Annotated in this window: 13 protein-coding genes; 5 read left to right on the forward strand and 8 right to left on the reverse strand. The window is 32.7% G+C overall.

Annotated features, from left to right (window positions below; translation table 11 throughout):
* Positions 1-68: 68 nt before the first annotated feature.
* Positions 69-1,085 carry a nucleoside recognition domain-containing protein gene (locus tag QZ357_RS06420; protein WP_290773391.1) on the forward strand — a complete coding sequence of 339 codons (1,017 nt, stop codon included), beginning with the start codon at positions 69-71 and terminating at the stop codon, positions 1,083-1,085.
* Positions 1,086-1,097: 12 nt separating this feature from the next.
* Here QZ357_RS06420 and QZ357_RS06425 read toward each other — a convergent pair whose 3' ends face one another.
* From QZ357_RS06425 to QZ357_RS06455, 7 genes are all read right to left on the reverse strand, one after another.
* Complete coding sequence (locus tag QZ357_RS06425) at positions 1,098-1,589, reverse strand: hypothetical protein (RefSeq protein ID WP_290773393.1); 492 nt, start codon at positions 1,587-1,589, stop codon at positions 1,098-1,100.
* Positions 1,590-1,591: 2 nt separating this feature from the next.
* Positions 1,592-2,077 carry a pantetheine-phosphate adenylyltransferase gene (coaD, locus tag QZ357_RS06430; RefSeq protein WP_290773396.1) on the reverse strand — a complete coding sequence of 162 codons (486 nt, stop codon included), beginning with the start codon at positions 2,075-2,077 and terminating at the stop codon, positions 1,592-1,594.
* The gene (gene rsmD, locus QZ357_RS06435) at positions 2,078-2,668 is read right to left on the reverse strand and encodes a 16S rRNA (guanine(966)-N(2))-methyltransferase RsmD (RefSeq protein ID WP_366934134.1); all 591 of its coding nucleotides are present in this window, start codon (positions 2,666-2,668) and stop codon (positions 2,078-2,080) included.
* Positions 2,634-4,658 (reverse strand): ATP-dependent DNA helicase RecG, encoded by a 2,025-nt coding sequence (gene recG / locus QZ357_RS06440; protein WP_290773399.1) that lies wholly within the window; start codon positions 4,656-4,658, stop codon positions 2,634-2,636. The genes rsmD and recG overlap by 35 nt, the downstream gene beginning before the upstream one ends.
* A gap of 1 nt (position 4,659) precedes the next feature.
* Positions 4,660-6,315 carry a DAK2 domain-containing protein gene (locus tag QZ357_RS06445; protein ID WP_290773402.1) on the reverse strand — a complete coding sequence of 552 codons (1,656 nt, stop codon included), beginning with the start codon at positions 6,313-6,315 and terminating at the stop codon, positions 4,660-4,662.
* A 20-nt stretch (positions 6,316-6,335) separates the two neighbouring features.
* A complete protein-coding gene (locus QZ357_RS06450) occupies positions 6,336-6,692 on the reverse strand; it encodes an Asp23/Gls24 family envelope stress response protein (protein ID WP_290773404.1) in 357 nt (118 codons plus the stop codon).
* Between the two features lie 179 nt (positions 6,693-6,871).
* On the reverse strand, positions 6,872-7,480 hold the full coding sequence (locus tag QZ357_RS06455) for a hypothetical protein (protein ID WP_290773407.1): 609 nt from the start codon (positions 7,478-7,480) through the stop codon (positions 6,872-6,874).
* A 309-nt stretch (positions 7,481-7,789) separates the two neighbouring features.
* Between QZ357_RS06455 and recF the strand changes: the two genes are divergently transcribed.
* Genes recF through QZ357_RS06475 form a run of 4 tightly spaced genes read left to right on the forward strand, consistent with a single transcriptional unit; the run spans position 7,790 to position 13,945 of the window.
* Entirely contained in the window at positions 7,790-8,890 is a 1,101-nt protein-coding gene (gene recF, locus QZ357_RS06460) for a DNA replication/repair protein RecF (RefSeq protein WP_290773409.1), read from the forward strand.
* Positions 8,890-10,803, forward strand: a complete 1,914-nt coding sequence (gene gyrB / locus QZ357_RS06465; RefSeq protein WP_290773410.1) for a DNA topoisomerase (ATP-hydrolyzing) subunit B — start codon at positions 8,890-8,892, stop codon at positions 10,801-10,803. Before recF ends, gyrB begins: the two co-directional genes overlap by 1 nt.
* Positions 10,804-10,816: 13 nt before the next feature.
* On the forward strand, positions 10,817-13,279 hold the full coding sequence (gene gyrA / locus QZ357_RS06470) for a DNA gyrase subunit A (RefSeq protein WP_290773412.1): 2,463 nt from the start codon (positions 10,817-10,819) through the stop codon (positions 13,277-13,279).
* Between the two features lie 18 nt (positions 13,280-13,297).
* Entirely contained in the window at positions 13,298-13,945 is a 648-nt protein-coding gene (locus QZ357_RS06475; RefSeq protein ID WP_290773415.1) for a lactate utilization protein, read from the forward strand.
* A 32-nt stretch (positions 13,946-13,977) separates the two neighbouring features.
* Here the strand turns inward: QZ357_RS06475 and QZ357_RS06480 are convergent, their stop codons facing one another.
* Positions 13,978-14,907, reverse strand: coding sequence for an immunoglobulin-like domain-containing protein (locus QZ357_RS06480; RefSeq protein WP_290773418.1), 930 nt, complete (start codon positions 14,905-14,907; stop codon positions 13,978-13,980).
* Positions 14,908-14,938: the final 31 nt, after the last annotated feature.

The raw sequence follows: 14,938 nt of genomic DNA on the forward strand, positions 1-14,938 counted from the left end.
AGAATTTTTTATATTTTATTATTTTATGTACACTATTAATATACTTGTTTTTTAAAACCGATAATGCAATGGGAGCAATAAAAGAAGGCGCCGAGTTATTTTTTGTAAGTGTTCTCCCTTCTCTTTTCCCTTTTCTTGTAATATCAAATATATTTTTTATGCTTGATTATACTAAGTACCTGTCAAAAATATTCAATCCTTTCATGAGTAAATACTTCAAAGTAAGTGGAAGCGGAGCATACCCATTAATAACAAGTATAATCTCAGGATACCCGATAGGAAGCAAAACAGTAAGTGAAATGTATCTAAACGGAGATTTATCTTATAAGGATGCAAATAAACTAATCGCAATATGCTCAACCCCAGGCCCCATATTTGTCATAGGAACGGTTGCAACATCATTTTTTAATATTCCCATTATGGGTGCTATTATCTTACTGAGTATATATTCATCCCTTTTTATATATGCATCTGTATTCTTTAAACAAGAAGCCAATACATATAATCATCATCAGCATTACTCCTATAAAAAACATCACAATATCGGAAAAGTATTATCAAAAAGCATAAAAAACAGCATGGAAACACTCATAAACGTACTCGGATATATTATGTTTTTTTCTCTTATAATAAACATATTTGATTCTATGATATTAACAAATTTATCAATGCTTCCTTTCAAATCAAGTCTGTTTTTATCCAACTTCATAAAAGGACTTCTGGAAATGACCATCGGAATCAAAGGAATAAGTGAATTAAGCTATATTCCAATACCGATTATAATTGCGTCAATAACCTTCATTCTGTCCTTTGGAGGCTTATGTGCCAATATGCAATGCATATCATTCATATCAAATACAGATTTAAATATAAAAGGATATTTATTTGCAAAAATTAAGCTCGGAATTATATCAGGAGGCCTGGCATATATTTTAAGTTCATTTTTCCTTCGAGGAGTTACATCAACAATAAACATCGGTATAAATATGCCTTTTACTTTCAACCTTACTTCATCGCTGTTGTTTACCGTAATATATACATTTATAATATTTACAACCGCAGCATTAATAAAAAAAGAGATATGAATTCATATCTCTTTATTCACCTTCTTTTATTTCAGGAGTTCTGCTGTTTATTGCAGATTTCCTAAGCTCTTTTAATTCTATTTTGTTGTCTTCGACTGTATTCATCATATCCCTTAATTTATCCTGCAAATCCTTAAGCATTGCCGCAGAATATTCAATAGAGCCGATTCTCATATTTAAAGATTCTGAATTTGCCTTTTTTAACATATCTTGAGCTTTATTATAAGCACTTCTTGTTATCTCGTCCGAATCTATAAGTTCTTTAACTTTTCTTTCGGCAGCATTCATTATCTTATTTGCCTCTCTCTCAGCATTACCTATAATCATTTTTTCCTGTTCATTGATTCTTATGGCATCTTTTAAATCTCCGGGCATTTCAGCTCTAACCTCATCCAATAAATCAAGAACCTCATCAGGATCAACAATTATTTTTGTAGAAAAAGGAACTGTTGCACCATTTTCAACCAAATCCTGTAACTTATCCAATAATTCTAAAACTTTCATATCTACTCTCCCTTATATTTTTCTATAAGTGCGCTGTTTACACATTCAGGAACCATACTCGACACATCTCCCCCGAACTCCGCTATTTGCTTTATATTGCTGGAAGAAACGTAAGTATACTTATTGCTTGCAACAAAGAATACACTTTCAACTTCTTTATTCAATTTTCTATTAATTGTGGCCATTTGAAACTCATATTCAAAATCCGTAAGAGCTCTAAGTCCTCTGATTAAAATGTATGTGTCTTTAATATTACAGTAATCCGCAATAAGCCCGGTATAAACATCAATTTCTACCTTATCACCTAAATCCCTTACACTTTCTTCTAAAAGGTGAACTCTTTCGTCCAATGAAAAAAGATGCGATTTTGCCGTATTTTCCATAAGTACAACATAAATCTTATCGAATACTTTTGCCCCCCTGTTAATTATGTCAACATGTCCGTTTGTAATCGGGTCAAAACTTCCTGCGTATATTGCTTTTTTCATCTATTCCTCCAAAACAAAAAAGTCGATACTTGTAAGTGAATAAGACTTTGTTCTAATTTTAACCGTATTTTTATATTCTCCGATTGGCATATTTTTATCATGTTCGACAATTAATATTCCATCTTTACATAGTATATCACATTTAATGATATTTTCTATCAAATTTTTTAGTTTTTCATAATTATACGGAGGATCCATAAAAATCACATCAAATTTTTCCTTTGTTGTGTTTACAAAACTTACCGCATCTTTTTTTATAACCACGCTCTCTTCTTCGCACTTCGTTTTTTTTATGTTTCTTTTTATAAGACGTATACTGTCCATATTATTATCCACAAAATAACTTTTTTTACACCCTCGACTTATTGCCTCAATTCCGATAGCACCACTCCCGGCAAACAAATCAAGAACCTTACTTCCCCCAACATAAGGCATAATAATATTGAACAAGTCTTCCTTTATTCTGTCTGTTGTAGGTCTGACTCTTCTGTCCTTTGGACTCTCCAGATTCGTACCTCTCATTTTTCCTGATATAACTCTCATATTTTTAATTCCTTTAATTCCATGTAATATCTTTTGTAAAATTATTATATCTGTTTTTTATATATTGCAAATAATTCCTGTTTTCTTCTGTATTATCTTTAAGTATTGTTTCCATAGCTCTTTTACTTTTACTGAAAAGCTCGCTGTTTTCTATAAGTTTATATATATTGTAGCCGTCTTTTCCACTTTGCCTTACCCCCAATATATCTCCGCTTCCCCTTGTTTTCAAATCAAATAGCGCAATTTCGAAGCCATCATTATTCTTTGAAAGGAAATTAAGCCTTTCCATACTTTTTTTACTTGGATTTTTACTTAATAAAATACAGTAAGATTCTTTGTCATTCCGCCCGACTCTGCCACGTAACTGATGAAGGGACGCCAAACCGAATCTATCTGCCCCTTCAATAATTATAAGAGTCGCATTTTTACTGTCTATACCAACTTCTATTACGCTGGTTGCCACCAATGCACTTATCTTTCCGTCATAAAATTTCTCCATAATGCTTTCTTTTTCTTCTTCATTCATCTTACCGTGTATTAAAGAAGCATTAATATTTTTAAAATAACTTTTCTTTAATTTATCATAAATTTTCTCGGCAGCTTCCAAGTCATCACTGTCGATTGATGGACAAACAACATAAACCTGATTATTCTTTTCTATTTCTTTTAATGCAAATTTATATACTCTATCGTAATAAGAGTAATCTTTAAAATAAGTTTTTACTTCTTTTCTTCCTTCCGGCTTTTTATCTATTATGCTAATATCCAAATCCTTATATATACTTAAGGTAAGCGTCCTCGGAATAGGAGTTGCACTCATTACCAACGTATGCACACATTCACCTTTTTTGCTCAAAAACCCACGCTGATTAACCCCGAATCTGTGCTGTTCGTCAATCACAGCAAATCCCAAGTTATCGTATTCCAGTTTATCCGAAAACACTGCATGAGTTCCGACAATAATCCTACTTACTCCGCTTTTTATTCTTGCATAAGCTTCTTTTTTCTCCAAAGACGTCATCTTGGAATGTAAAAATTCAACTTTTATATTAAATTTATCAAAAATATTTTTTATGTTTTCATAATGCTGAGATGCCAATATTTTGGTAGGAGCACAAAATACAGCTTGAAATCCATTCGCAACCGCTTGATATATACCGTAAAAAGCAACAACAGTTTTCCCGCTTCCGACATCTCCCTGAATAAGTCTATTCATCTTCGTACCAGAACACAAATCCTGTTCTATATCTAAAATAACTCTGTTTTGTGATTCAGTTAGTTTAAAAGGCAGTGTTTTCATAAATTCTTCTTTACCCATTATTTTAAACACATCGCCTCTAACCCCCAGGTTTAAATTCCTATTTATAATAATAGATAAATTAAAGCCGCAAAACTCATCAAATGTCATCCTTGTATTTGCATCTTCAATATCCTTTACACTGTTTGGCAAATGAATATTTCTATAAGCATCATAAAGAGATATAAGTTTATATTCTTCTCTTATATCATTTGGGATATAATCCTTAATCTTTATCAAATCAAGACCTTGAGATATAAATTTCTTTAAATCATTATTTGTTATTTTGCTTTTGCTGCTCAAAGAATAAACAGGATTTAACCCTTCCTTTATACTGTCATCATCAAATCTGGTATATTTGGGAGAAAGCATTTCATATACATTGCCTCTCTTTTCCACTTTACCGTACAATTTATATTCTATATCACTCTTAAAGTAATCGGATACATAAGGATTATTAAAGAAGGTAGCATAAAATATACTACCTTCACTTAAAAATTTTATTTTTGTTATTTTAAGATTATGCCTTACAACTCTCGTTTTTAAAGCTTCTAAAAAAGTACATTTTACAAAAGCCTTTTGCCCCAGTACGGCATTTGCAATACCCGCAATTTTTCCCGTAAATTCATAAGTTCTGGGATAATAGTTTAGCAAATCTTCCAAAGTATAGATACCCAAATTATTTAAAGCTTGTTCTTTTTTTTCTCCAACACCCTTTAAATCATTTAAATTATATTTCATTTTACTCTACACTAACTATATAATAATATAACGGTTGACCGCCGAAAGTTACCTCTACATCCAAATCAGGATACTTATCCTCAATGATACTTCCTATATCTTCAGCATCAGATTTATCTACATCTTCTCCATAATAAATACTTATAAGTTCACTGTCTTCATCAACCATTCCTTCAATTAACTGTACGGTTGTTTCTTTTATATCTTTCGTATTTGCGATTATATCAGAACCCAATATACCGAGAATATCACCTTCAGAAATTTCCTTTTCTCCGATATGCGTATCCCTTACGGCAAAAGTAACCTGTCCGGTTTTAACTTCACTTATCGCATCAGTCATGTTTTCTGCATTGTTTTCAAGAGATTCATTCGCATCAAAAACCATAAGTGCAGAAATAGCCTCCGGAATAGTTCTTGTTTTTACTACTTCAATATTTTTGTCACTAATATCTTTTGCTTGAGTAGCTGCCATAATTATATTCTTATTATTAGGCATTAATATATAGTTTTTCCCGTTTGTATTATCAATAATATCCATAAAGTCTTGAGTTGAAGGATTCATTGTTTGTCCGCCTTCTATTACATAGTCCATCCCCAAATCTTTTAGGATTTTACTCATACCGCTTCCTGCCGCAACACCGATAAATACAAAATCTTTTTCTTCTTTTGAATATTTATCCTCCTCTTGCACTGCGCTCTCCGCTTCATTTTTGATTATAATTTCATTATGCTGTTCTCTCATATTTTCGATTTTAATCTTTGAAAGCTCTCCGCATGTTGCAGCCATCTTCATTGCATTCCAAGGAACATTTGTATGAACATGAATTTTTATTATTCCATTATCGTGTACAGCAACCAACGAATCTCCAATAGGAGTTAATTTATCTTTTAATGCTGCCGTAATTGCACTTTCGTATTTTAAATTTTCTTTTGCAACTTTTATTAAAAATTCCGTACAGTATCCAAACTTAATGTCAGAAGAATCTATTTCAAATCCTTGTACGCCGCTTTCTTCTTTTTCAACTTCCTCAACATTTATGAATACAACTTCTTCACCTCTTAAAACCTTAAGAGCACCTTCAAACAAACAAAGTAAACCTCTTCCTCCGGCGTCTACCACGCCGGCTTCTTTTAATACAGGAAGTAAATTGGGTGTATTCTGTAAAGACTTTTCACCGGCATCAAGTACATGAGAAATAAACTCTTCAACATTAGAGTAGCTTTTACCGTGCTCTTTTGCAAACTCATTCATTTCTCTTGCAACTGTAAGAATTGTTCCTTCTGTAGGTTTCATAACAGCCCTGTAAGCCATTTGAGTAGAAAGTTCAAATGCAGCAATCAAAGAATCAATGTCAATTTCTTTAACATCCTTAAGCCCTTTTGCAAATCCTCTAAATAACTGCGATAAAATAACACCTGAGTTACCTCTGGCACCCATCAATGCACCGCTTGACATGCTCGCAGCAACATCTCCTATTTTATCTGATGTAACCTTGCTCATTTCTTCCACCGCTGTCTTTACCGTTAAAGACATATTTGTTCCGGTATCTCCGTCAGGAACAGGGAAAACATTAAGATTGTTTACCAACTGTTTATTATTTTCTAAGTTTGCATATGCACCTTTTAAAATTTTTTTAAACATATTTGAATCTATCATATTTAAACCTCGTCGTTATATTATTGATTAGCTCTTACACTTTGAACGTGAACATTTATTTTTTTGATTTTAAGTCCCGTTTGTTTTTCTACATTATATTTTACCGTATCAATTAAATTCTCTGCAACCGTAACAATTTTCACGCCAAATTCAACAATAACGTAAATATCTATAACGAGTCTACCGTTTTCTTCCACAACTTTTACACCTTTTCTAAGGTTTTCTTTTTTCAACAATTCTATAATCCCGTTGGTTACGCTTCTGCTTGCCATACCGACAATCCCAAAACATTCCATGGCACAAAGCCCAACCATTTGTTCAATTATTTCCGTAGAGATATTTACATCTCCAAAATTATCTGTCATTTTAGCGTACATTATAAACTATCTCCTTATTTAAAAGTTATTTATATTATTATATCATAATAACATCTTATTAAAATAACTTTTAACATTTTTTTATTATCTACTCATGGTAATATAACACAACATGATAAATTTAACAACAAAAAAGAAGAGCAAAGCTCTTCTTTTATTAAATTATGCTATTTTTCATACTACTTTGCCAAATTATTAAGGTTTACCAAAAAAGCAATGTATATCAAAAAGCTTATCGCTGCCGGAATATGAGGAATAAATATAGCAATAAATTCTCCTATGCTTATTCTTATGCGCTTAACTCCTCTTCTTCTTCTAGGCAAATCTTCTTCCATCAATTTATTTCCTATCATTGCATAAATTATTGCAACAGCAATTATAATAAGTCCCCAAATTGAAAATTTTAGAGGTGTTTCTCCGCCCAAGACATTCAAAATACCAGTATTCATCAATTTAATTAGTTTAGGTAGCTGATAGAAAAAAGAAACTCCCAAGTTTACCAAACCAAAAACCATGAATCCGTCAACCAACAATAACCTTTTTGAATACCTACTGTCTTCAATACTTTTTATCGCACCGTACCTTACCTTTGCATATAAATGACTTCTTACGCCAAGAGAAACTATACATAAAAAGAAAGAAATCGCAAAATATCCGTAAACACTTCCGAGCTGACCGTACTGTGCTTTAGTTAATCCTGTCAAATTAGCAGGATTTACAAACAAGAAAAGTATAAGTAAAATTACAACACCATAAAAAAGGCAAGATTGTTTTATAAAATTTTTCATATATTTAACTCCGAAATTTTAAATTATCTTAATTATTATATAATAAAATACAACTAAATCAAATATTTTTTGATTTTCAAAAAGTTTTAATCAAAATTTCAATATATTTAACACAATAAAATCATCACTCAAAAATTATTACGTTTTTCAATGTTTATATCCAATATTTCCCATAAAATAACACCCAGATGAGAAATATCATATCAAATATAAAAATGCGCTAAAATATACCTTTTATTGCCTTAAAATGCTGGAAAAAAAAGTACGTTTATGATATAATATTTTCATAAATCCTAAAGGGGTTTTTTTATGTATATAGAAAATATTGAAATAGTTAATTTTAGGAATATTAAAAAAATAAATACATCCTTTAATAAAAAGTATAATATTTTTTATGGGAAGAACGCACAGGGCAAAACTAATTTTTTAGAAGCCCTTTCTTTGACTTTAAACGGAATCTCTCACAGAGAAAAAAACACTTTGAATTTTATCGGAAACAATCTTGACTATTCTTCGATAAAAGCAAATATAAAAAAAGACGACGATATTGATACTTCCGTAATATGCACAATCAAAGAAAATAGAAAATACGAAATAAACTCTTCCCCCATAAAATCAAGAACAGAACTCTTAAGAGAATACAATTTGATTATGTTCACTCCCGAAGATTTAAAAATCATCAAAGGTTATCCAAAGGACAGAAGAAAATTTCTTGACGAAAGCATCAGTCTTGTTTTCCCCAACTATCACTTAGCACTCAGAAGGTACAATAAAGCATTAAAGCAGCGCAATACTATTCTTAAAGATTATTCCAAAAGAAATATAGCATCCAGCTTATTGGAAGTATATGATGAGACCTTATACACAATAGGAAGTGATATAATAAAAACAAGAATAAACGTTTTAAAAAAGCTCGAAAAAATAACCAATGAATTAAATAAAGAAGTTTGCAAAGACGAAGAAATAAGATTTTTTTATTCTTCTAATGTACTCTTAAATTCCGCTGATTTGAGCGATATAAAAAAAACATATAAACAAGCTTTAAAGAAATCAAGAAATGACGACATCATGAGAGGAACAACGACAATAGGAATACACCATGATGACATAAATATTTTTATCAATGATTTGGACAGCAAAAAATTTGCATCTCAAGGGCAACAAAGAAGTATTGCCCTTTGCATGAAATTATCGCTTATAAAACTTTTATATGAAAAATACGAAGATTATCCGATAGTTTTACTTGATGATGTAATGAGTGATTTAGACAAATTCAGACAAAAACAAATATTAAGCTTAATAAAGGACACACAATCTTTTATAACATGCGTAAATCATTCTTTCCTGGAAGATATATCAGATTACAGAATATATAAAATCGAAAAAGGAAATTTAATAGGAGGTAAATAGTGGCTAAACAAGATAACAATAACTATGATGCCAGTAAAATAAAAGTACTGGAAGGGCTGGAAGCGGTAAGAAAAAGACCGGGAATGTATATAGGAAGCACAGGAGAAAAAGGGCTTCATCATTTGGTATATGAAATTGTGGACAACAGTGTTGACGAAGCTCTTGCCGGGTTTTGTAAAAACATTTTTGTTACAATCGGAGAAGGTGACACAATAACCGTACTTGATGACGGTAGAGGTATCCCTACCGGCATGAATCCAAAATACAAAAAATCGGCTGTGGAAATTGCACTTACAATCCTTCACGCCGGAGGTAAATTTGACTCTGGGACATATAAAGTATCCGGAGGGCTTCACGGTGTTGGGGTATCTGTAGTTAACGCACTTTCAGAACATCTAACCGTAACGGTTTACCAAAACGAAAAAATACATCAACAAAAATACGAAAGAGGAAAACCACTAACACCTCTTGAAGTAATCGGCAAAACAAAAAAAACAGGAACAGAAGTATTTTTCAAACCAGACAGTGAAATTTTCAGCGAACTGGTATTTAATTACGATACTTTAAAACACAGAATAAGAGAACTTGCTTTCTTAAATAAAGGTCTTAACATAACGCTAAAAGACGAAAGAGAGGGTAAAGAACAAGAAGAATCTTTCCATTATGAAGGCGGAATCACGGAATTCGTGGAATATGCAAACAGAGGTAAAGAGAAACTCACTCCTGAAATGATTTATTTCGAAAAAGAAAGTGATGTTTGTATGCTTGAAGTTGCAATGCAGTATACAACAAGCTTCAGCGAAAGCATTTACTCTTTTGCAAATAATATCAACACCGTCGAAGGCGGTATGCATGTAAACGGATTTAAAACTGCGCTTACAAGAAGTATAAATGCATATGCAAGAAAATACAACATACTAAAGGATAACGAAGAAAACCTTTCGGGAGATGACATACGTGAAGGTCTTTGTGTTGTAATAAGCGTAAAAATTTCAGATCCTGAATTCGAAGGGCAGACAAAAACAAAACTCGGTAATCCGGAAGTAAGAGGATATGTAGATACAGCTGTAGGAGATAATATCTCATCTTACCTAGAAGAACATCCTCCGGTTGCAAAAACAATCGTGGAAAAGGCATTAACAGCACAAAGAGCAAGAAAAGCAGCAAGAAAAGCAAAGGATTTGGTAAGAAGAAAAAGTGTACTGGAAAGTACCGCTCTTCCAGGAAAACTTGCAGACTGCAGAGAAAAAGATCCTTCTAAATGTGAAATATACATAGTCGAAGGGGACAGTGCGGGCGGAAGTGCAAAGCTTGGAAGAAATCCTAAAACTCAGGCTATTCTGCCATTAAGAGGTAAGATACTAAACGTAGAAAAAGCAAGACTGGACAGAATATTAAACACAGATACAATCCGCTCTATGATTACCGCATTCGGAACAGGTATCTCCGAAGAGTTTGATATAGAAAAAGCAAGATATCACAAAATAGTTATCATGACAGATGCCGATGTCGACGGTGCCCACATCAGAACACTGTTACTTACATTCTTCTACCGTTACATGAGAGGCCTTTTGGACGCGGGGTATGTATACATAGCGCAACCACCTCTTTATAAATTAGAAAAACAAAAGAAAGTATGGTACCTATATTCTGATGAAGAACTTGAAACAAAGCTTCAAGAGATAGGAAGAGATAAAATAGGACTTCAAAGATACAAAGGTCTTGGTGAAATGAACGGTGAACAACTTTGGGATACAACGATGAATCCCGAAAACAGAACATTATTGCAGGTAAGCATAGACGATGCGGCATATGCAGACGAAATATTCTCAATACTTATGGGAGACCAGGTTCAACCAAGAAAAGATTTCATAACCGAAAACGCAAGAAAGGTTCAAAACTTAGATATATAGGAGGTATAAAAAGATGGCCAAAAAAGAAGAAATTCAAACGATTCACGGAAAAATCGAAGATCGTGACATAGTCGAAGAAATGAAAACCTCTTATATCGATTATGCGATGAGCGTAATCGTAGGAAGAGCCCTTCCCGATGTAAGAGACGGACTTAAACCGGTGCACAGAAGAATCCTCTATTCAATGGCGGAGTTAAATCTTGCCCATGACAAAGCATACAGAAAAAGCGCCAGAATAGTTGGGGATACAATGGGTAAATATCACCCTCACGGAGATACTGCAATATACGATGCAATGGTTAGACTTGCACAGGATTTTTCAACAAGATATCCTTTAGTTGACGGGCATGGTAACTTCGGCTCTATTGACGGAGACAGCCAGGCTGCAATGCGTTACACAGAAGCAAAGATGACCAAACTGACAGGAGAAATGCTTAGAGATATAAGCAAAGAAACTGTAGATTATTCTCCAAACTTTGACGAAACGTTAAAAGAACCAGTAGTTTTACCTAGTAGATTTCCAAACTTATTGGTTAACGGTTCAAACGGTATCGCAGTAGGTATGGCAACAAATATACCACCACATAACCTCGGTGAAGTTATAGATGCTATAATAGCCCTTATAGAAAACGAAAATATAGAAATAAGCGAATTAATCAAATACGTTAAAGGTCCTGACTTCCCTACCGGAGGAATAATAATGGGAAAATCCGGAGTATACAATGCATATACAACAGGAAGAGGAAGAATAAAATTAAGATCCAGAACACATATAGAGGAAATAAGCAGAACCAGACAGAGAATAGTTATAACCGAAATTCCTTATATGGTAAACAAAGCAAAACTAGTTGAAAAAATAGCAGACTTGGTAAGAGACAAAAAGGTAGTGGGAATATCAGATATAAGAGACGAATCCGACAGAAACGGTATAAGAGTTGCAATTGATTTAAGAAAAGATATCAACGCATCTATAATATTAAATCAACTTTACAAATATACTCAACTACAAGATACTTTCGGTGTAATAATGCTTGCACTTGTAGACAACCAACCTAAAATATTAAATCTGAAAGAAATTTTGGTTCACTATTTAAATCATCAAAAAGAAATAATTATCAGAAGAACAGAATATGATTTAAAGAAAGCCAAAGCAAGAGCTCATATAGTTGAAGGACTTTTGATAGCTCTTGACAACATAGATGAAATCATCAAAATTATCAGAGCAAGTTACAACGATGCTGAAGAAAAGTTGATGGAAAGATTTGAACTTTCAGATATTCAGGCAAAAGCGATTGTCGATATGAGACTTAGAAGACTTCAAGGACTTGAAAGAGAAAAGCTTGAAAACGAATATGCCGAACTTTTAAAAACGATAGAATATTTGGAAAGTGTACTTGCAAGCGAAGAATTGGTAATGAATATTATCAAAGAAGAACTTCTTGAAATCAAAGAAAAATATAACGATGAAAGAAGAACTTCATTCGAAAATGACGATGAAGATTTTGATATGGAAGACCTTATAGAAGAAGAAGACATAGTCGTTACAATAACTCATGTCGGATATGTAAAAAGACTTCCTGCAAATACATATAAAGCACAAAGAAGAGGAGGAAAAGGCGTTACAGCCCTTTCAACAAGAGAAAATGATTTTGTAAAACACCTTTTCTTTACAACAACTCATCATTATATAATGTTCTTTACCAACAAAGGTAAAGTATACAGACTAAAAGGCTACGAACTTCCCGATGCATCAAGAATCGCAAAAGGAACTGCTATAGTAAACCTTCTTGCCCTTGACCCGGGTGAAAAAATAACCGCTGTTATACCTATAAAAGAATTCAAAGAAGATGAATACCTAGTAATGGCAACAAGAAATGGTATATTTAAAAAGACAAGCTTGACGGAATACGATTCTTCGAGAAAGAACGGCATTGTGGCAATAAACTTGGCAGAAGATGATGAACTCATCGAAGTTGCTCTTACAGACGGAAGTCAAGATATAATTCTCGGGACTCATAAAGGACTTGCAATAAAATTCAATGAGTCAGACGTAAGACCTATAGGAAGGGTTTCAAGAGGAGTAAAGGGAATTAATTTAAAAGAAGATGACTACGTAATAGGTATGGATATTGCTTTTGATAATTCATATGTACTTTCGGTAACGGAAAACGGATACGGAAAACTTACCAAAACAAATCTTTATCCTACCCAAGGAAGAGCCGGTAAAGGTGTTCTTAATTATAAAATCACCAAAAAAACAGGAGAACTTTCCGGAATGTGCGTAATAGACAAAGAAAAACACGACATAATGATGATAAGCATAGACGGAACGGTTATAAGAATAGACACCAGTGATATATCTCAAATGGGAAGAAGCACATCAGGCGTTAAGGTAATGAAACTCGACGAAGATGTCAGAATTTCCACTATCGCAAAAGTACCTTCACAAGATGAAGAAGCTTTGGACGAAGAATAATTTTAGGAGATAAATAAAATGGATTACAAAGACAGTATAAAAAAAATTAATGAAAAGAAAATTCTAACAACAATTAAAGCTTTAAAGAAAAACAATATTGACGCAAGATTATTTGATAGTAAAGACGAACTCTTAAATACGGTTAAAGAACTTATTCCTAAAGGTTCAACAACTGCAATGGGAGGTAGTTATACTATCAAACAAGTAGAAGGCTTAAGTGAACTTATTCAAAGTTATGACTTTAAAGACAGAAAGAAAAAAGCTGATTCAAAAGAAGAAGCCAGAAAAATCGCAATGGAAGCAAATTTTGTTGACTACTATTTTATGAGTTCCAATGCAATAACCATAAACGGCGAATTATATAATGTTGACGGAACAGGAAATAGAGTTTCGGCTTTAATTTACGGACCTGAACATATAGTAATTATAGCAAGCCCAAATAAAATCGTATCAAGTATAGATACTGCAATTGACAGAGTAAAAGAACAAACCGGTCCTATGAACTGTGAAAGACTTGATATGAAAACTCCTTGCAGAGAACTGGGAAGATGTGCTAACTGTAAGAGCGATGACAAAATATGTATTTTCTACACTTTGACCGGATATCAAAAAAATAAAGATAGAATTAAAGTATTTTTCTTAAATGACGATACTTTGGGACTATAATCAAAATAAAAAAGACCTTTTAAAGGTCTTTTTTATTTAAAGTAATTACTGTTAACTTCTTCCCAGTTACTTCCCGCAAAACTGAATTCTATATTCTTATAATCCATAAAACTTTTAACAGTAAGCTTATTGCCTCTTTTTTCCGTTATCATATTTGAAAAAACATAATCCGGCTTTTCATGATTCTGCCAGTCGGCAGCATTATAACTTAAAAGCAATACAGTTTCATCTTGGCTATTGTTTATTTCACTTACATAACCACTGTAATCTATAGAATCACCATGTTTCCCTATTGAATAACAGGCTCTTCCATAACCGTCATAAAAACTTAAAATCAAATCTTTTTCTTTATTAATCCACTTTCCCGTGAGCGATCCCATTTCATCGGCCCTTGCATATGCTCTGACAACAGAAATGGTTAATTTCTTTTCTGTTTTATTACCAACACTGTCTGAAGCAGATACTTCAATATTATATTTACCTATCTTGGAAGTATCTACATTGCCTTCTATTTTGATCTTTTCCTTTGGAATTTCCCCATCGAGATTATCAGTAACCTTTACATATGTATCTATATTAAACTTACTTTTATACGGCACCCCTATAACTTCTATATCTTTAATATCAGGAGGAGTTGTATCAACAACATCAAATTCCACCGAAATCTTTTCTTTAACATTATTCTCTTTGTTCGTTACCATATATTCTACTTTAGTTTTACCAAGAGATGTAAAATCAACATAATCTTTCAATGGTTTAACAGTATATTTATTTTCATTCTCTTTGGTTAACATTACCAATGAACTCGCATCAATCCCCCTATCTGCCTCAATCTTTTTCTCTACTGGAACAAGTATTGATTTATCTTGATTAAGAAAACAAAAAATCAATATTGCAATAACAAAAAAAGCTGTGATTAATATTATATTATTCCTGCTAAATCTAATATGTAATGATTTCATGATGCACCTCTTAAAACTAAAATCCGAATAA

The organism is Anaerofustis sp., assembly GCF_019420015.1.
Lineage (GTDB): Bacteria > Bacillota > Clostridia > Eubacteriales > Anaerofustaceae > Anaerofustis.

What these genes read in the sequence shown, in the direction of transcription:
- QZ357_RS06420 (WP_290773391.1), top strand. Translation starts at nt 69, where the DNA reads ATGGGAGCAATAAAAGAAGGCGCCGAGTTATTTTTTGTAAGTGTTCTC.
- QZ357_RS06425 (WP_290773393.1), bottom strand. Translation starts at nt 1,589, where the DNA reads ATGAAAGTTTTAGAATTATTGGATAAGTTACAGGATTTGGTTGAAAAT.
- coaD (WP_290773396.1), bottom strand. Translation starts at nt 2,077, where the DNA reads ATGAAAAAAGCAATATACGCAGGAAGTTTTGACCCGATTACAAACGGA.
- recG (WP_290773399.1), bottom strand. Translation starts at nt 4,658, where the DNA reads ATGAAATATAATTTAAATGATTTAAAGGGTGTTGGAGAAAAAAAAGAA.
- QZ357_RS06445 (WP_290773402.1), bottom strand. Translation starts at nt 6,315, where the DNA reads ATGATAGATTCAAATATGTTTAAAAAAATTTTAAAAGGTGCATATGCA.
- QZ357_RS06450 (WP_290773404.1), bottom strand. Translation starts at nt 6,692, where the DNA reads ATGTACGCTAAAATGACAGATAATTTTGGAGATGTAAATATCTCTACG.
- QZ357_RS06455 (WP_290773407.1), bottom strand. Translation starts at nt 7,480, where the DNA reads ATGAAAAATTTTATAAAACAATCTTGCCTTTTTTATGGTGTTGTAATT.
- recF (WP_290773409.1), top strand. Translation starts at nt 7,790, where the DNA reads ATGTATATAGAAAATATTGAAATAGTTAATTTTAGGAATATTAAAAAA.
- gyrA (WP_290773412.1), top strand. Translation starts at nt 10,817, where the DNA reads ATGGCCAAAAAAGAAGAAATTCAAACGATTCACGGAAAAATCGAAGAT.
- QZ357_RS06475 (WP_290773415.1), top strand. Translation starts at nt 13,298, where the DNA reads ATGGATTACAAAGACAGTATAAAAAAAATTAATGAAAAGAAAATTCTA.
- QZ357_RS06480 (WP_290773418.1), bottom strand. Translation starts at nt 14,907, where the DNA reads ATGAAATCATTACATATTAGATTTAGCAGGAATAATATAATATTAATC.